Here is a 16,694-nt window from a genome sequence, read left to right on the forward strand (position 1 = left end):
CAATTCCCCTGAATTGACTATAAAAGACGCCATTGACATCCACTTCTCACCATAACAATATACCCTCTGGTAGAAAAAATTTGGAAATTTACACAGTTTTTTGGACAGAGCCTATTAATTCTTTGCTCGACGACTAAGCCAACTTTGCAAATAAGTCTCTGCAATATCACTATTTTCTATTAACAAAACGTTTTCAACATTTCTATTATCAGCTGCGTTAGTAAAATTGAAACTACCGGTAATCACCTTACTTTTATCAATAATCATAATTTTGTTGTGAGCTATACCTGGTACTTTATCTATTGATACATCAATACCAGCTCGTTTTAATTCATGCATTTTAGAATATCTATCATGTAAGTTACTACGATCCAATAATATCCTTATTTCAACACCGTTTTGTTTCGCCTTAATTAATTGATCAACTATCTTTTGCGAAGTTAAGCCAAATGCTTGAATATAGATACTATCCTTAGCCTTAGATATTTCTTCTGCTATTAATGAGCCACAACCGGATGGAGGGGTAAAGCAGACATTCAAATTATCAGTTTCAGTATGAAAACTATGCCAAGAAGTTGTATCATTTATTTCATTATAGCCTACTCCGGTAGCAATACCGAGTAAAAATGATATTATCACTGATAATTTTGTATTATGCTTTTTAGATATTTTTTTCATTTTCTATAATGTTTACAGCTAGGAGACTGCCTGTGATAACTAATTAATTATATTTTGAGCTATTTTTTGGCGAGAATAGATATGATTTTTGCAGGAATAGTATAGCTATTTCAAAAGAATCATGTTTATTCGCAGCCAAAAAGAGTCAAATATAGAATTAATTCGTTATCACAGGCAGTCTCCTAAATTATTATAATTTTGGGATTTGACATTATCCTTTAATTTTTGAAAATCCTCACCAGCATGATAAGAAGAACGAGTTAATGGACTGGCAGAAACCATTGAGAATCCTTTAACTTTAGCAACTCTTTCAAAATATTTAAATTCTTCTGGAGAAACATATCTGTCAACTATAACATGATTTTTGGTTGGTTGTAAATATTGCCCGATAGTTAAAAAATCAACTTTAGCTTCTCTTAAATCGTCCATTACTTGCATAATTTCATCGTTCGATTCTCCAAGACCAACCATCATACCTGATTTAGTGAAAATTTCAGGGTCTAATTTTTTTACATTATGCAAAAGACTTAGTGAATTGTAGTACCTAGCTCCTGGTCTAATAGTTTTATATAAAGAAGGTACTGTTTCTACGTTATGATTATAAACATCAGGTTTTGCTGATGCTATTATATCAGCGGCTCCTTCTTTCTTAAGGAAATCGGGTGTTAAAACTTCAATTGTGGTACTAGGCGAAGCTAGTCTTATTTCTTTGATACAATTGGCAAAATGTTCAGCTCCACCATCATCTAAATCATCTCGATCAACTGAAGTAATTACCACATGTTCAAGTCCTAATTTCATCACAGCTTGAGCTAATCTTTGTGGTTCATGCGGATCGAGTAAATCAGGGCGACCGGTTTGAACATTACAAAAACGGCAGGCACGAGTGCAAACAGAGCCCAGTATCATAACTGTCGCGTGTTTTTTTGCCCAACATTCTCCGATATTAGGGCAGGCTGCTTCTTGACAGACTGTGTTTAATTTTAAATTTTCAATTATCTTTCTTGTCTCATGATATTGATACGAATTTGGTGCTTTAACCTTTATCCAATCAGGTCTTTTTATAACTGGCACTTCTTCTATTTTGATTATGTTTGACATATAATCCTACTTATTAAACAAATTGTTTTATTGGTAGTTTAATTATATCGGTAAGACTAATACTATTGTCACAATTATAGGATAATTTTGGTTCAATAGGAATCTTACAGATTAAGGGTATATTATATTCTTTGGCAAAATTTTCTCCACTATTGCCACTAAATATCTGGATTTTCTTTCCTGAACTTGCTTCAACTAAATAGCTCATATTTTCTATAATACCTAAAATTGGTAAATTAAATTTTTTGTATAAATCAATCGACCTAACTACTTCTATTGCTGCCATCTTTTGCGGAGTAGTTACTATTATTACTCCATCTAAGTGATAATTCTCTAAAATACTTAAGTGAATATCACCAGTACCGGGTGGCATGTCAATAATTAAATAATCTAACTCCTGCCAATGAGTGAGAGATAATAGCTGGTAAATGGTTTTGCTAGCCATTGGACCACGCCACACAATGGCAGAATTATTCTGAATAAGAAATCCAATAGAAATAATTTTAATGCCCCGCGATTTTAAAGGGGTCATTTTATTATACACTATTTCTGGCACATCACTAATACCAAATATTTGCGGAATTGATGGCCCATAAATATCAGCATCCACTATTCCTACCTTGTATCCTTCCAGATTTAACTGCTCGGCTATTAATGCGGTTATAGTAGACTTGCCAACTCCCCCTTTACCAGATGCCACCAATATTATCTTTTTTACTCCATCAATGAAATGCCTAATTTTTGGATTAGTTGATTTTTTAGCCAATTTTTTGCTACTAGTTAAAACTATAGTGATTTTGCCAATATTAGCTATTTCATTTAATTTATTGATGGCTTTAATTTTTATTTCATCGACTTCCTTAGGCTCCTTGCCAAAAATATCAATTGCAAATCCAATATTTTTATCCTTAATTACAATATTAGATATAATATCGATTAATTTCGTATTGTCACTAAAGGTAATACTGGAAATTTTATTTAGTATTTGTTGCTGGTTTATATCAATCATCTTTTTTAAATAAGGTTACAATAGGTTATTTTTTTGGTAGCTATAGTCAGAGAAGTTGGTAACGTCGTCACTCCTAGAACCCAATCCTTCTGAATTGACTATACTATTATCCTTAGATAATTTTAGTATATACTAATTATGATATGCACTAAGTGTTTTATGAAAAATATTTTTATTATTTTTATTTAGGTATTTTATATATACTTAGTTAGAAAAGGAAGCGGTTTTAGAAGTCATTGTGGTAGCTTAAAAGTTGTAAAAAAATAACCAATGTCATTAGACCTCTTGCATAACACGTTAATTCGGGATAAGGATTAGTAAAAATGCTTTAGCTATAACTAATACAAGATTTTGGATATGTATAAATTGCATTTCTGTGAATTCATACATTAATTGCTCTTCGTAGTGTATATATGTCTGCTATTTTTACTAATCCTTATCCCGAATTAACGTATAACCTAATCTAATTGGTAATTTTGTTGTCAAAACTCGTCTCCGTTCCTCACGTACATCGTCGTCCGCTGCGGTACTTGACTTTGTTTTTCCTAAAAATTCCTCAATTATCTTTAGGTTATGCAAGAGGTCTAATGGTATATGCATTTAATTTTCGATTCCATTTTTTGCCTTAACCTGGATATTGCATGAAGGTGGTATTTATAAAAATAAAATGGCAATATCGCTTATAAGTGGTAATGGATATGTTAATTTTCACTTAAATTATGTCTAGATATGCAATTCTTCCTGATTTAAGATAGAATCCCCCCTTACCCCCATTTTTTATTGTACCGGGGACAGTACCATATTAGCTTATTCTATAGCTAATTTTTTCATAACACTATCCCATATATGTTGGTAAGGATAAGATGAAGACAACAAGAATTTAATGCTCCTAGTATTTCTAATAATTACTGCTCCAATTTTGAACAATTTTAAACGCACCGTTCCTACCAAGGCTTTAGCTAATTCAGTACCTTGTAAAAACTTATCACGTATATATTCTACTAATGTATAGGCAAGGCTTGACAAAATTAGTCTGAGTTGATTATCCCACCATTTATGGCATGAAGTGCGATCGGCAAATAGCTCTAACTGTTGCTCTTTTATACGATTTTCCATATCTCCACGTGCACAGTAAATTTTATCATATAAATCTTCTGGCTTACCTGCTAAATTAGTTACTATATATCTTGGATTCTCACCAAGGCTAGTTACTTCTGATTTACCAACTATCTTACGATGACGACTCCAGCTATCAGCTTTATATTTAAATTCACTAAAAAAGCGTTGCTTCTCTTTGCTAATTGTGAAGGCTTCGTTAGATTGTTGCATCAATGGCTCAAGCAGCTTGTTGAGTCTAGTATTTTGGGCTATTCCGACTATATATTTTACATTATTTTCATCACACCAATCCAGCATCTGATGACGACAAAATCCACCATCACCACGAAAAATAATCTCTACTTCAGGCCACGATTGACGAAAACGCTTGACTAATAGAGATAATATTGCCCAGCTATGCTTTGCTTGTTCTAGCTTTGAGCTGCGAAGATTGCTTACTAACAGCTTTTTTCCACAAAAAACATATAAAGGTAGAAAGCAATTATGACGATAATATCCATGATAAAACTTCCCCTCTTGATTGCCATAAATTTCATCATCAGTGGCATCAAAATCAAGTATTAATTGTTTCGGCACGGTTTTATGAGATTCGACAAACTTGTCAATCATCACCTTATGAGCTTTAAGAGCAAATCCACGATCTGCTTTATTTTCTAAACGGCATAAAGTAGAGCTACTAGCCATATCGTCCAGTGTGTCTATACTTGTTTGCAAAGCTGGACATTTTCTTAAATTATCGTGATCATTTAAATCTTCATAACCAAGAGCAATACCATAAATACGCTGTTTGAGCATTGTTAAAATAGTATGAGTAATTTTATCAGAATCTCGCTTATCAGGAAAAATCTTAGCCAGTTCATTAGTTAGACCAAGTCTTTTATCTGCTTCTCTTAGCAATAATACACCTCCATCGCTACTAATATTACCTCCTGTGAAATTTATTTCTATTTGACGATTTTTTACTTTCGATTGGTAAATTAATCCTGTACAATTTGTCATGGCAAAACCCTCTATGTAATCTTCTTTTAACACTGATATTATATAGTATTACAAGGGTTTTGTCTCTATTCTTTCATGCAATATTCAGGTTAAGGTTTTCTTATAACGGCTCACCGGACTAGTTTCATTTTTTCTTACATAAAAATATTCATCATCTTCAGGCATTCTAATGCCAATAGGTATATAATCTGGGTTAATACATGGGGTATTAGGAATTTGACTAAAACAGTTATAGTCAATTGATGAGAAGTTGGGGACGTTGTCCATAGTACCCTACAATTTTTGTAAAGATGGTATTAGGATAGAAAAAAGTTTTTGTTTGGGAGGTATTAATAATGTGGATATTAGCTGCGTTATGGCTGTTGTAGATTGATAAAAAGCATTTTTGATATGATCAAAGCCATAGGTAAATAATGAAAACAATTGTCTTTCAATGGTTTTGTACCGTTTTATTCGGATGGGATTTAAGGCATTTTGTATTATTCCATTTTTGACTATTAAAGCTGAAGCAATAGCAGTTATCACTAATAATTTTTCAAATCTATCCAATTTTACAATGTGACTTTTTTCAATATCAAAACCACCGCTTTTTAGGTGCAAAAATAGTCGTTCAACACTCCAACGAAATTTATATAAAGCAAAAATATCTTGCTCTATTTCAATTGAAGACACCAGAACCATCAGCTCGCTCTTATCATTTCTATATGCGGTAAAATTAACCTTTCTATTCCATAATATACCACTACAAGCCCTATACTCTAAGGCTTTAACATCACTAAATATTCTTTCAATGGTTAAAGTTCTTAAACCTTTTGTAAGACGAATTTTATGATCCATTTTTAATGGAATAACAAACTTTAGATGGTTATTTATCAGAAAGTCTAACCATTCTTTATTCATAAATTCTCTATCAGCAAGCAAATATTTTATTCTTTCAACGCCAAAATTATTAATAAATTTCTGTAAAAATTCCTTCATAAATTCTGCAGAACACCCGCCACCATGCGACAAAGTCTTCCAGAATATTGGCACCGATATTTTACCAATTACCATTACTAAAACTCAATAACTAACCAGCTGAAGCTGGTAGGTTGAAGTTGCGACTAGAAGTCACGGATTTACTCTAAAGAGATATTCATTACATTATTAGGCTGATGTGCATCTGAATGATTGTTAATGTAGTTATTGATTATATCATCAGTGACATTACCACTGGTTGAGCTAAAGAAGCCCCTAGCCCAAAAGTGGCGTCCCCAGTAAGTTTTTCTAATTTCAGGAAATTCTTGCTGAATTTTATATGATGAACGTCCTTTAGCTGCTTTAACAAACTGACTAATGGATATATGAGGTGGAATTTCAGCCATAATATGGACATGATCGGCAGATAATATTCCATTGATGATTTTGATACCAAGATATTCTGCTACCTGAGCAATAATTTCTCTAATTCTAATCCTGAGGTTACCTGTGAGTACTTTGTATCGATACTTAGTAATCCAAACGATATGGAAGCGGTGGTAAAATACGGTGTGGCTAGACTTACTATAATCAGTCATATATATTATTCTCTATTCAGAGAATAATATATATGATAACATTAGTAAATTGAAATATTTTAGAACAAGGACTGAAGTCTTTTCCGGCTGAAGCCGGAGGTTTTAACCAAATTTTGGGACAATAAAATATTAATATCGGATTTACCAAATTTCCAACTTGTCCTATCCATTGCTACGACATAATTTTTTGAAGCAAAAAAGCTTAATAGCAAATAGCCAACCTTCATATAATCAAAATTAAAATCTTTTAAAAAACGATAAATTCTATGAGTTTTTGACGTCGCTTTAGCATCACCTAAAATACCAAGTGCTAAACTATAATGGTTCCAATATTTTGGACAGAAAAATAAGAAAAATGAGATGGAATTCTTTAGCAAACAAGGAGAGCTAGAGATGAAAAAACAAGTAAGGCAATATAGTGCTGAGGAGAAAGCCAAAATTGCCATAGAAGCAATTAAGGGAGAGCTAACAATAGCCCAGATAACCAGTAAGTATGGTGTTCATGCAACACAGATCAGCAACTGGAAAAAACAAGGTCTTGAGTTGTTAGTACAAGGTTTTAAGAATAAAACACAGAGTGCTGATCCAAATCAGCAGGGGTTAATCAAGAATCTATATGAGCAAATTGGTCAGTTAAGCGTTGAGTGTGACTGGCTCAAAAAAAAAATCTGCATTGTTTGGAATTAAAGGTTAGGTGTAATATGATAGAGCCTAATCATAATAAGTTAACAATTGTACAACAGTGTAAGTTATTGGATATTAGCAGGTCAACCTATTACTATCAACCTACTGGTATTAGTGAACAAGATATCAAGATTATGGCAATAATTGATGAGACCTATACTATGCATCCATATTATGGTATGCGGCGGATGGCTAAATATTTACAAGCCCAAGGTTTTTCGGTAGGTCGTAAAGCTGTTAGACGTTACTACAAGATAATGGGTCTTGAAGCTGTTTATCCTAAAATAAATTTAAGCAAGAGGAATCAAGCGCATAAAATATATCCTTATTTACTAAAAGGATTAGAAATAGTATTGCCAAACCAGGTTTGGAGTGCAGATATAACGTATATAAGACTGAGCCAAGGGTTCGTATATTTAGTAGCTATTATTGACTGGTATAGTCGTTATATTCTAAGTTGGCGAATCTCCATTAGTTTTTAATGGATCATGTTAAAGTAGATGTAGATATGGAATCAATGATGATTGATGCAACTATTGTAAGAGCACATGCTTGCTCATCTGGATATATTAAAGGTAATCAAGAGGAAGCAGCTTTAGGTAGAAGCAAAGGTGGTTTTAGTACTAAAATTCATGGAGTCAATCATTTAATTTGTGTAAGTTCATTTTTTATTTTCCAATAAATCATATTTAAAATCTCCACAAAGTATTTCAAATTGATTTAAAGCTAAAGACCAATCTTTAATAGGCATGGTCCATTTTTTGGCTGCATTTTGTAGGGATAAAAATATTATTTTTTGAATTGACTTATCATCTGGAAACACCCCCTTATTTTTGATAATTTTTCTAATTTGACGATTTACAGATTCTATAGTGTTAGTAGTATAAATTACCTTTCTGTTCTCTTCAGGAAAGGCAAAAAACGGTATTATCCCAGACCAATTACGTTGCCAAATATCAGAAATTACCGGATATTTTTTATCCCATTTTACACCAAATTGCTGAAGTTTTAAACGTGCCATTTCGTCATTATTAGCTGTATAAATTTGTTTTAGATCTGATGTGACCTCTTTTAAATCTTTATATGACACATACTTTACTGAATTGCGAACCATATGTACAATACATAATTGTACTATAGTACTCGGGAATACACTGCTTATAGCTTCTGGAAAGCCCTTTAAACCCCACACAAGCAACATAAATTTGTTCAATTCCTCGATTCTTTAACTCAGTAACTACTTGCATCCAAAATTTAGCACCTTCATTTTTGCCTATCCAAATGCCAAGTAACTCCTTTTTCCCTTCTATATTTACAGCAAGTGCTAAATATACTGCTTTATTTATTACTATGTGATTGTCTCTAGATTTTACATAGATACAGTCCAAGTATAATATTGGATACACCCTATCTAAACAACGATTTTGCCACCTAGTTACTTCTTCTATTACCCCATCTGTTATGGTGGATATCAAGTCACCAGATACATCAGTTTACGTCAGTTCGGGATAAGATATAGATGAAATAGTAATAGATAAAAGGATTGTCAAAAAGGAGTGCCTGCAGTATTTATATTTTTAAACAAAAAAACAAACTACAGGCATGAAAAAAGATATCACAGAATTATATAGTTTTATAGATGATTTTTGTAAAATTTATTTGGAGTATGAACAGAGAAAGTTATTACCATCAAATAAGCAAAGAAATCGCTGTTGTAGCATGAGTCTAAGTGAAATGTTAACAATAATAATTATGTTTCATACATCCTATGCTAAGAATTTTAAATTTTTCTATAAAAGTTATATAGAGTGCATGCATAAGGATGATTTTCCCAAAGCCTTGAGTTATAATAGATTTGTTGAATTAATGGCACGATTATTCATACCGCTAAATATGTTGATTCATTTGTTGTTTGGTGAGGAAACAGGTATTTATTTTATTGACTCTACAACGATTAAAGCTTGTCACAATAAAAGGCGTTATAGCAATAAAGTTTTTAAAGGATTAGCCAAACATAGTAAATCCTCTATGGGGTATTTTTATGGTTTTAAATTACATGTAATAATCAATAATAAAGGGGAGTTTATGGCATTAAAAGTGACCAAAGGCAATGTAGATGATAGGGTTCCAGTACCGGAGTTAACAAAAAGATTAACTGGAATTATAGCAGCTGATAAAGGTTATATTAAGCAAAATTTGTTCTTAAATTTATATGAAAGAGGCTTAAAAATGATTCATGGAATTAAGAAGAATATGGAAAATAAATTAATGGATTTGAAAGAAAAAATCTTACTTCGAAAGCGTAACTTAATTGAAACAGTTTTTGATTATCTAAAAAATAAAATGAACCTTGAACATACTAGACATAGATCACCAATAAATGCCTTTGTCCATATATTATCTACTCTTGTTGCTTACTCATTAAAGAAAAATAAACCTTCAACAAAATTTGATTTTAATCTACATGTTCACAATATCCTTATCCCGAATTGACGTAGTTTGATATATTTCTTCTAAATGCCCTCGGATCTCGCTGACTGTCATACCGCGACCATAAAGGGATATCACTTTCTCATCAAATCCATTAAATCTCCTCAGCCCTTTTGGTATTAATTGAGGATTATACTCTCCTTCCCGATCTCTTGGTACTTCTACTGTCAGCTTACGACCATCCCCATCAATTACTGTCTTCTCATAGCTACCATTACGACGATTATTATCTACTTTTGCCATCTTGCTATGTTTTGAATATCCTAATTCATGATCCAACTCACTTGCTAATATTTTCTCAACTATTTGCTTCTTTAGCTGTTGAAATAAACCATCTCGACCAAATAACTCCGATGGATCTGCTTTTGATAATAATTCTTCTACTAGCTGATTACTGATGTTTAATGTATCTTTATCTGTATCTAATTTTTTAGCCATAATTCCTCCTTGCTTGCTTAAGTTACTTTTTTTACAGTAATCTCTTACTGCTTTCTTTGCAACTTACACAAACTATAGGACAGACTCATATAATCAGATGAGAAGTTGGTAACATCGTCACTCATGCTACCCAATTCTCCTGAATTGACTGTATCTAAACACCTCCTTTATTATTTTACCCACCAATAATTTGCATTAATTCATCCCATTCTCTTTTGGTCATACCACTAGACTCTAGCGTGACATCTTCTTTATTAATTAGTCTTTTTATGACAGCCATTCCTTTTTTAGAAATATTATTACCCTCTAGCCTATATTCCTTAAAGGCATCATAAGTAAAAGGTACCCAAGCTTGTACTATTTCTAGCATTTTTTCTGCATATACTCTGATTTCATATTGGGCATGAGAATCGGCTCGGAGTAGCAGAAAATTTAACAAATTATGCAAATTAATTTTCCAATACCATTCTGTATAATAGTTCAAAGTTAAATTCATTCTTGCCAGTTCCCTAGTAATACCTAAGGTATTTTCATCAATAATATTACCATGTTCATCCTGATTCATCATTTCAGTATAATGCTGATAGCATATTTTAGCATCTTTTTCTAGTAGCACTAATACTTTATCTGCAATTTTTTCTGGAATTTTTTCATCACTTCTTCCTTGCTTATTTATTGTAGATTGAGCAGCAAGATTCTGTTTTTCTGGCAAATAAAATTCATTTCCTAATATAGAATATCTAGCTGAATATTCATTAACACTAGCAGTTCTATGACGTATCCACTGTCTTGCAACAAAAATAGGTAGTTTAATATGAAATTTGATATCACACATTTCAAATGGTGTTGTATGTTTATGACGCATCAGGTAATTAATTAGCCCCTTATCTTGGCTTAGTTGTTTTGTCCCTTTACCATATGATACTCGTGCTGCTTGTACTATGCTACTATCATCCCCCATATAATCAATAACTCTAATGAAACCATGATCTAGTACTTTTATCGGTTCAAATAATAATTGTTCGAGAGCTGTTACAGTTGCTCTTTTAGTATTGTAAGTAGTATCGTGCATTTTTTCCTCAATTAATCTGTAGACTTATTGGATAAGCCAATCTAGTTGGTGATTTTGTCGTCGAAACTCGCCTCCGCTCCTCATGTATGTTTATGTACACTGCGGTACTCGGCTTCGTTTCTTCTAAAAATCCCTCAACTATTTTTGACTTATCCAGGAAGTCTTGTTTGAAAATTTGTTAATTCCAACATTAAATATTCGTCCACAGGAATCTTACTTTGATTAAGCATTTTATTGATATTAGAACCAAGGGCTTTAAATAACTTACCTTTAGCGATTACTGTTCTAGTGCCAACTGGTACTTTACCATGTAGAGCATATGATACAATTAATGGGTAATTAATATCTCCAATCTTTATATCTAGCTTTTTCCCTTCTTGTGCCGAATCATAAAGTACCTGCCCATTCGATAATTTAGTAATCTTTGCGTCAATTCCTACTTTATCTCCACATAATAATGGCATCCTATAAGCTATTTCATCATCAAATATCTTTACTTCATTACTATTAACAAAATTATTAGGTAATATTGAATTTAAGACAATATTAACCCTATAAGGTGCATCATAGTCTTTATTTTCTTCGTTAGAAGATGTATATTTTGTAGGAAATATAGCTTGTCTGGTTTGTCCAACCATCATCCCTACTACTACAGAATCAATTCCTGGCATGATTGCTCTAGAACCAAGAGTAAAGGTTTTAGTATTTTCGCTGAGTAAATTATTGTTAATATCCAATAATTGGTAATGTAATGTGACTACATGACCACAAGTCGCTGGACCGACAGTCCCATTACCAAAGGTGTTAATCTTAAACATTGGCTGAATTAAATCTCTATTAACCTCTATAGTATATTTACCATCAGCAATAGGTTTGTTAGTTGGTTGTAGTAAATTTTCAAAGAATAGTCGACCTTCTTCTGTTTTAAGAGCATTGATCAAAACTTTTGAAACAGTTTTTTCAAGGAAATTACCAGTTAATGGTATATTTGCTTGCTCAGGGGTACTAGTATTGTTATTACTTTCAGCTTCAGTTGTCTGAGCCTTAGGGGCATTTTCCTCAGGTGGAGATTGCATTTTCATTTGTACAATAGAGTAAATAATTGCGGCAGCAATTATAAAAGTTAGAGCTTTTTGCATATAATATTTCTTCTTTAAGTATCTTTTAGTTTGGTTTTATAGCTAACCATGCCTAACATTATTCCGTCATTGCGAGCCACCGTAGGTGGCGTGGCGATCCATATAAAGAGTGGATTGCTTCGTCGGCTTTCGTCTTCTCGCAATGACGGTTTTAGCTTCCAACGTCATTGCGAGCTGATGTATCCCCACGAAATTAAGCACGACAAAGCTCCGTCTTTATAATAGATGCCAGGGGTTCTACCAATGGTTTTATGGCATGCAAATAATTAAATTCAATAATAAATTTCCCAAGGGTAAAATACGAATAAATCTTTTTATCTTTTACTGTGTTAGGTTGGAAAATTCTTTGCATACCTTGGCTATAGCCTACCACACCTATAACCCAATATGTTATAATAACAATGGCAGATAGTAACATTAAAACTCCCCATCTATTCACATCTAAAGTTCGAATATATCTTCCAGCAAGACCAAATTGATGACTTTTTATCACTCGAAACGTCTCCTCTATTTGCATACGTTTGCTATATAACCTCACTATTTCCGCTCCCTTATATTCATCAGAACTTAAGTTAGTTACCAATATCCAAGGTTCTTTTGCAGCTTTGTTATATGAACCATTTGCTGTTTTACTACTAGTACGATTTCTGCTAACCTTCTGCACTCGACCCTTAGCCTGAATATTGCATGAAAGAATAGAGACAAAACCCTTGTAATACTATATAATATCAGTGTTAAAAGAAGATTACATAGAGGGTTTTGCCATGACAAATTGTACAGGATTAATTTACCAATCGAAAGTAAAAAATCGTCAAATAGAAATAAATTTCACAGGAGGTAATATTAGTAGCGATGGAGGTGTATTATTGCTAAGAGAAGCAGATAAAAGACTTGGTCTAACTAATGAACTGGCTAAGATTTTTCCTGATAAGCGAGATTCTGATAAAATTACTCATACTATTTTAACAATGCTCAAACAGCGTATTTATGGTATTATACCAATTGCAATAATTAACGCAGTGGTGTAAAATGGGTTTTTAACTGATAAAGGTACTCAAATGGCTAGGTTAATATTACCACAAGGTTTTCATGGTCATGATTTTATAAAAATGATGAAACATGAGCCGCATGGTCGAAATCGTATACGTTTATTGGCGATGTATCACCTTCAATTAGGCAAATCTTTAAAAGCCATATCTGAAATAGTGAAGTCACACTGGAAAACTGTGCAATCATGGCTCAGAAGATTTAGGAATCATGGTTTTGAAGGATTATTTGAATCACAAAGAAGCGGCGCCCCTAGGAAGATTAACACTATACAAGAGTCTGCTCTTTTTGATAAAATCAATACGCTCAGTGAAAGTAAAACTGGTGGGTATATAACTGGAAAGGAGCTACATATCATGTTACTTGAGGAATATGGTGCTAAATGCGCTTTAAAAACAGTCTACAATACTATGCACCGCCTTGGTTTTAGCTGGATTACTTCTCGTTCAATGCATCCAAAGTCAAATCAAGAGACTCAAAATACATATAAAAAAACTTCCCAGACATGTTAACAAAATTATTACCAAAAAATATCGATAGATGTAAAGTTGATATATGGTCTCAGGATGAAACTCGAGTTGGGCAACAAGGTAGCTTAACTCGTATATGGGCTAAGCGTGGCACTAGACCCCGTAAAGTTCGGCAACAGCAATTCATTTCAACATATATTTATGGAGCTGCTTGCCATGATACAGGAGAAGCTTTTGCATTAATTTTACCATATGCAAACACACAGGCAATGAATAAATTCTTAGAAGAGCTTTCTCGCAGTATTCAAGGCAACCGACATATAGCTTTACTAACGGATAATGCAGGTTGGCACACAGCCAAAAAACTAACTGTGCCAAGCAATATCACTTTGATACCGCTTCCGCCCTATGCACCGGAACTTAATGCAATGGAACAAGTTTGGGAATGGATCAAAAATCATTTCTTGTCTAACCAATGTTATGGTGTATATGAAGATATCGTCACTATGGCTTGTTACGCTTGGAATCAATTTGCTCATAATGTAGATTTAGTAAAATCAATTATGTATAGAGACTGGATAAACACACCGTGTTAATTATTGCAATTGGTATTACTCTTGGTTATGAAGATTTAAATGATCACGATAATTTAAGAAAATGTCCAGCTTTGCAAACAAGTATAGACACACTGGACGATATGGCTAGTAGCTCTACTTTATGCCGTTTAGAAAATAAAGCAGATCGTGGATTTGCTCTTAAAGCTCATAAGGTGATGATTGACAAGTTTGTCGAATCTCATAAAACCGTGCCGAAACAATTAATACACGTCAATTCGGGATAAGGATATTGTGAACATGTAGATTAAAATCAAATTTTGTTGAAGGTTTATTTTTCTTTAATGAGTAAGCAACAAGAGTAGATAATATATGGACAAAGGCATTTATTGGTGATCTATGTCTAGTATGTTCAAGGTTCATTTTATTTTTTAGATAATCAAAAACTGTTTCAATTAAGTTACGCTTTCGAAGTAAGATTTTTTCTTTCAAATCCATTAATTTATTTTCCATATTCTTCTTAATTCCATGAATCATTTTTAAGCCTCTTTCATATAAATTTAAGAACAAATTTTGCTTAATATAACCTTTATCAGCTGCTATAATTCCAGTTAATCTTTTTGTTAACTCCGGTACTGGAACCCTATCATCTACATTGCCTTTGGTCACTTTTAATGCCATAAACTCCCCTTTATTATTGATTATTACATGTAATTTAAAACCATAAAAATACCCCATAGAGGATTTACTATGTTTGGCTAATCCTTTAAAAACTTTATTGCTATAACGCCTTTTATTGTGACAAGCTTTAATCGTTGTAGAGTCAATAAAATAAATACCTGTTTCCTCACCAAACAACAAATGAATCAACATATTTAGCGGTATGAATAATCGTGCCATTAATTCAACAAATCTATTATAACTCAAGGCTTTGGGAAAATCATCCTTATGCATGCACTCTATATAACTTTTATAGAAAAATTTAAAATTCTTAGCATAGGATGTATGAAACATAATTATTATTGTTAACATTTCACTTAGACTCATGCTACAACAGCGATTTCTTTGCTTATTTGATGGTAATAACTTTCTCTGTTCATACTCCAAATAAATTTTACAAAAATCATCTATAAAACTATATAATTCTGTGATATCTTTTTTCATGCCTGTAGTTTGTTTTTTTGTTTAAAAATATAAATACTGCAGGCACTCCTTTTTGACAATCCTTTTATCTATTACTATTTCATCTATATCTTATCCCGAACTGACGTAATACTTGATTTTGATGCCACTGATGATGAAATTTATGGCAATCAAGAGGGGAAGTTTTATCATGGATATTATCGTCATAATTGCTTTCTACCTTTATATGTTTTTTGTGGAAAAAAGCTGTTAGTAAGCAATCTTCGCAGCTCAAAGCTAGAACAAGCAAAGCATAGCTGGGCAATATTATCTCTATTAGTCAAGCGTTTTCGTCAATCGTGGCCTGAAGTAGAGATTATTTTTCGTGGTGATGGTGGATTTTGTCGTCATCAGATGCTGGATTGGTGTGATGAAAATAATGTAAAATATATAGTCGGAATAGCCCAAAATACTAGACTCAACAAGCTGCTTGAGCCATTGATGCAACAATCTAACGAAGCCTTCACAATTAGCAAAGAGAAGCAACGCTTTTTTAGTGAATTTAAATATAAAGCTGATAGCTGGAGTCATCATCGTAAGATAGTTGGTAAATCAGAAGTAACTAGCCTTGGTGAGAATCCAAGATATATAGTAACTAATTTAGCAGGTAAGCCAGAAGATTTATATGATAAAATTTACTGTGCACGTGGAGATATGGAAAATCGTATAAAAGAGCAACAGTTAGAGCTATTTGCCGATCGCACTTCATGCCATAAATGGTGGGATAATCAACTCAGACTAATTTTGTCAAGCCTTGCCTATACATTAGTAGAATATATACGTGATAAGTTTTTACAAGGTACTGAATTAGCTAAAGCCTTGGTAGGAACGGTGCGTTTAAAATTGTTCAAAATTGGAGCAGTAATTATTAGAAATACTAGGTTCTGTTGACAAAATTTTATGTTAAGTTATCAGAGGAGAATAAAGAAGTTGCAATAGTATATTGGAACCATTATAGTCTAACAGGTAAAATTAGCCTTGCCATAGATAGAACCAGCTGGCAATTTGGTATTAAAAATTTGAATTTTTTTGTTGCAACCATTGTATATGGTAATATTTCAATTCCTATAGCATGGTTGTTACTTGATAAAAAAGGCAACTCTTCTACTAATGAAAGGTATACCTGCAGCAAAACTACATAACTTTATCTAATGTT

At 32.8% G+C, this 16,694-nt stretch carries 21 protein-coding genes and 2 pseudogenes; 10 read left to right on the plus strand and 13 right to left on the minus strand.

Going from position 1 to position 16,694, the window contains the following annotated elements:
• Positions 1 to 114: 114 nt before the first annotated feature.
• The 7 genes from NBW66_RS12965 to NBW66_RS12995 all read right to left on the minus strand — a co-directional run bounded on the left by NBW66_RS12965 (position 115) and on the right by NBW66_RS12995 (position 6,839).
• Positions 115 to 678 (minus strand): phospholipase D family nuclease, encoded by a 564-nt coding sequence (locus NBW66_RS12965; RefSeq protein WP_250311229.1) that lies wholly within the window; start codon positions 676 to 678, stop codon positions 115 to 117.
• 168 nt (positions 679 to 846) lie between these two features.
• Positions 847 to 1,779: a lipoyl synthase gene (gene lipA / locus NBW66_RS12970; protein WP_250311230.1), complete on the minus strand. Its 933-nt coding sequence runs from the start codon at positions 1,777 to 1,779 to the stop codon at positions 847 to 849.
• A gap of 13 nt (positions 1,780 to 1,792) precedes the next feature.
• Positions 1,793 to 2,788, minus strand: coding sequence for an Mrp/NBP35 family ATP-binding protein (locus NBW66_RS12975; RefSeq protein ID WP_250311231.1), 996 nt, complete (start codon positions 2,786 to 2,788; stop codon positions 1,793 to 1,795).
• Positions 2,789 to 3,595: 807 nt separating this feature from the next.
• Positions 3,596 to 4,906 carry an IS1380 family transposase gene (locus tag NBW66_RS12980; protein WP_250312205.1) on the minus strand — a complete coding sequence of 437 codons (1,311 nt, stop codon included), beginning with the start codon at positions 4,904 to 4,906 and terminating at the stop codon, positions 3,596 to 3,598.
• 273 nt (positions 4,907 to 5,179) lie between these two features.
• Positions 5,180 to 5,959 (minus strand): transposase, encoded by a 780-nt coding sequence (locus NBW66_RS12985; RefSeq protein WP_250311232.1) that lies wholly within the window; start codon positions 5,957 to 5,959, stop codon positions 5,180 to 5,182.
• A gap of 65 nt (positions 5,960 to 6,024) precedes the next feature.
• Positions 6,025 to 6,462 carry an IS200/IS605 family transposase gene (gene tnpA, locus NBW66_RS12990; RefSeq protein ID WP_250310592.1) on the minus strand — a complete coding sequence of 146 codons (438 nt, stop codon included), beginning with the start codon at positions 6,460 to 6,462 and terminating at the stop codon, positions 6,025 to 6,027.
• A gap of 59 nt (positions 6,463 to 6,521) precedes the next feature.
• Positions 6,522 to 6,839, minus strand: coding sequence for a hypothetical protein (locus tag NBW66_RS12995; RefSeq protein ID WP_250311233.1), 318 nt, complete (start codon positions 6,837 to 6,839; stop codon positions 6,522 to 6,524).
• Between the two features lie 16 nt (positions 6,840 to 6,855).
• On the opposite strand from NBW66_RS12995, the gene NBW66_RS13000 reads away from it, so the two are divergent.
• From NBW66_RS13000 to NBW66_RS13010, 3 genes and pseudogenes are all read left to right on the plus strand, one after another.
• Entirely contained in the window at positions 6,856 to 7,149 is a 294-nt protein-coding gene (locus NBW66_RS13000; RefSeq protein WP_250311234.1) for a transposase, read from the plus strand.
• Positions 7,150 to 7,163: 14 nt separating this feature from the next.
• A complete protein-coding gene (locus tag NBW66_RS13005; protein ID WP_250311235.1) occupies positions 7,164 to 7,628 on the plus strand; it encodes an IS3 family transposase in 465 nt (154 codons plus the stop codon).
• A 17-nt stretch (positions 7,629 to 7,645) separates the two neighbouring features.
• A pseudogene (locus tag NBW66_RS13010) lies at positions 7,646 to 7,786 on the plus strand (IS5/IS1182 family transposase); the annotation flags it as partial.
• Between the two features lie 21 nt (positions 7,787 to 7,807).
• On the opposite strand, the pseudogene NBW66_RS13015 reads toward NBW66_RS13010, so the two are convergent.
• A pseudogene (locus NBW66_RS13015) lies at positions 7,808 to 8,636 on the minus strand (IS256 family transposase); the annotation flags it as partial.
• Positions 8,637 to 8,748: 112 nt separating this feature from the next.
• Here NBW66_RS13015 and NBW66_RS13020 point away from each other — a divergent pair.
• Entirely contained in the window at positions 8,749 to 9,639 is an 891-nt protein-coding gene (locus NBW66_RS13020) for an IS982 family transposase (protein ID WP_250310582.1), read from the plus strand.
• Here NBW66_RS13020 and NBW66_RS13025 read toward each other — a convergent pair.
• The 4 genes from NBW66_RS13025 to NBW66_RS13040 form a co-directional block, all read right to left on the minus strand.
• A complete protein-coding gene (locus tag NBW66_RS13025; protein ID WP_250311236.1) occupies positions 9,607 to 10,074 on the minus strand; it encodes a transposase in 468 nt (155 codons plus the stop codon). The two genes, NBW66_RS13020 and NBW66_RS13025, sit on opposite strands and share 33 nt — an antisense overlap.
• 175 nt (positions 10,075 to 10,249) lie before the next feature.
• The gene (thyX, locus tag NBW66_RS13030; RefSeq protein WP_250311237.1) at positions 10,250 to 11,146 is read right to left on the minus strand and encodes an FAD-dependent thymidylate synthase; all 897 of its coding nucleotides are present in this window, start codon (positions 11,144 to 11,146) and stop codon (positions 10,250 to 10,252) included.
• Positions 11,147 to 11,295: 149 nt separating this feature from the next.
• Positions 11,296 to 12,285 carry an FKBP-type peptidyl-prolyl cis-trans isomerase gene (locus tag NBW66_RS13035; protein ID WP_250311238.1) on the minus strand — a complete coding sequence of 330 codons (990 nt, stop codon included), beginning with the start codon at positions 12,283 to 12,285 and terminating at the stop codon, positions 11,296 to 11,298.
• A 193-nt stretch (positions 12,286 to 12,478) separates the two neighbouring features.
• The gene (locus NBW66_RS13040) at positions 12,479 to 12,949 is read right to left on the minus strand and encodes a transposase (RefSeq protein WP_250311239.1); all 471 of its coding nucleotides are present in this window, start codon (positions 12,947 to 12,949) and stop codon (positions 12,479 to 12,481) included.
• 67 nt (positions 12,950 to 13,016) lie between these two features.
• Between NBW66_RS13040 and NBW66_RS13045 the strand changes: the two genes are divergently transcribed.
• Genes NBW66_RS13045 through NBW66_RS13060 form a run of 4 tightly spaced genes read left to right on the plus strand, consistent with a single transcriptional unit; the run spans position 13,017 to position 14,643 of the window.
• Positions 13,017 to 13,313 carry a transposase gene (locus NBW66_RS13045; RefSeq protein ID WP_250311240.1) on the plus strand — a complete coding sequence of 99 codons (297 nt, stop codon included), beginning with the start codon at positions 13,017 to 13,019 and terminating at the stop codon, positions 13,311 to 13,313.
• Positions 13,314 to 13,343: 30 nt separating this feature from the next.
• Positions 13,344 to 13,844: a helix-turn-helix domain-containing protein gene (locus tag NBW66_RS13050; protein ID WP_250310542.1), complete on the plus strand. Its 501-nt coding sequence runs from the start codon at positions 13,344 to 13,346 to the stop codon at positions 13,842 to 13,844.
• Entirely contained in the window at positions 13,838 to 14,398 is a 561-nt protein-coding gene (locus NBW66_RS13055; RefSeq protein WP_250310543.1) for an IS630 family transposase, read from the plus strand. The genes NBW66_RS13050 and NBW66_RS13055 overlap by 7 nt, the downstream gene beginning before the upstream one ends.
• On the plus strand, positions 14,392 to 14,643 hold the full coding sequence (locus NBW66_RS13060) for a transposase (RefSeq protein ID WP_250311241.1): 252 nt from the start codon (positions 14,392 to 14,394) through the stop codon (positions 14,641 to 14,643). The genes NBW66_RS13055 and NBW66_RS13060 overlap by 7 nt, the downstream gene beginning before the upstream one ends.
• Here the strand turns inward: NBW66_RS13060 and NBW66_RS13065 are convergent.
• On the minus strand, positions 14,630 to 15,520 hold the full coding sequence (locus NBW66_RS13065; protein WP_250310582.1) for an IS982 family transposase: 891 nt from the start codon (positions 15,518 to 15,520) through the stop codon (positions 14,630 to 14,632). The two genes, NBW66_RS13060 and NBW66_RS13065, sit on opposite strands and share 14 nt — an antisense overlap.
• Positions 15,521 to 15,607: 87 nt before the next feature.
• Between NBW66_RS13065 and NBW66_RS13070 the strand changes: the two genes are divergently transcribed.
• Together NBW66_RS13070 and NBW66_RS13075 are read left to right on the plus strand one after the other, a co-directional pair.
• Entirely contained in the window at positions 15,608 to 16,429 is an 822-nt protein-coding gene (locus tag NBW66_RS13070) for an IS1380 family transposase (RefSeq protein ID WP_284346772.1), read from the plus strand.
• Positions 16,426 to 16,680, plus strand: a complete 255-nt coding sequence (locus NBW66_RS13075; RefSeq protein WP_250311242.1) for a hypothetical protein — start codon at positions 16,426 to 16,428, stop codon at positions 16,678 to 16,680. The genes NBW66_RS13070 and NBW66_RS13075 overlap by 4 nt, the downstream gene beginning before the upstream one ends.
• The last annotated feature ends 14 nt before the right edge of the window (positions 16,681 to 16,694 follow it).

It is taken from the genome of Rickettsia endosymbiont of Oedothorax gibbosus (genome assembly GCF_936269705.1).
Classification (GTDB): Bacteria; Pseudomonadota; Alphaproteobacteria; order Rickettsiales; family Rickettsiaceae; genus Tisiphia.

Coding starts and splice junctions, on each gene's coding strand:
- NBW66_RS12965 (WP_250311229.1), bottom strand. CDS start 678: ATGAAAAAAATATCTAAAAAGCATAATACAAAATTATCAGTGATAATA.
- lipA (WP_250311230.1), bottom strand. CDS start 1,779: ATGTCAAACATAATCAAAATAGAAGAAGTGCCAGTTATAAAAAGACCT.
- NBW66_RS12975 (WP_250311231.1), bottom strand. CDS start 2,788: ATGATTGATATAAACCAGCAACAAATACTAAATAAAATTTCCAGTATT.
- NBW66_RS12980 (WP_250312205.1), bottom strand. CDS start 4,906: ATGACAAATTGTACAGGATTAATTTACCAATCGAAAGTAAAAAATCGT.
- NBW66_RS12985 (WP_250311232.1), bottom strand. CDS start 5,959: ATGGTAATTGGTAAAATATCGGTGCCAATATTCTGGAAGACTTTGTCG.
- tnpA (WP_250310592.1), bottom strand. CDS start 6,462: ATGACTGATTATAGTAAGTCTAGCCACACCGTATTTTACCACCGCTTC.
- NBW66_RS13000 (WP_250311234.1), top strand. CDS start 6,856: ATGAAAAAACAAGTAAGGCAATATAGTGCTGAGGAGAAAGCCAAAATT.
- NBW66_RS13005 (WP_250311235.1), top strand. CDS start 7,164: ATGATAGAGCCTAATCATAATAAGTTAACAATTGTACAACAGTGTAAG.
- NBW66_RS13020 (WP_250310582.1), top strand. CDS start 8,749: ATGAAAAAAGATATCACAGAATTATATAGTTTTATAGATGATTTTTGT.
- NBW66_RS13025 (WP_250311236.1), bottom strand. CDS start 10,074: ATGGCTAAAAAATTAGATACAGATAAAGATACATTAAACATCAGTAAT.
- thyX (WP_250311237.1), bottom strand. CDS start 11,146: ATGCACGATACTACTTACAATACTAAAAGAGCAACTGTAACAGCTCTC.
- NBW66_RS13035 (WP_250311238.1), bottom strand. CDS start 12,285: ATGCAAAAAGCTCTAACTTTTATAATTGCTGCCGCAATTATTTACTCT.
- NBW66_RS13050 (WP_250310542.1), top strand. CDS start 13,344: ATGGCTAGGTTAATATTACCACAAGGTTTTCATGGTCATGATTTTATA.
- NBW66_RS13055 (WP_250310543.1), top strand. CDS start 13,838: ATGTTAACAAAATTATTACCAAAAAATATCGATAGATGTAAAGTTGAT.
- NBW66_RS13065 (WP_250310582.1), bottom strand. CDS start 15,520: ATGAAAAAAGATATCACAGAATTATATAGTTTTATAGATGATTTTTGT.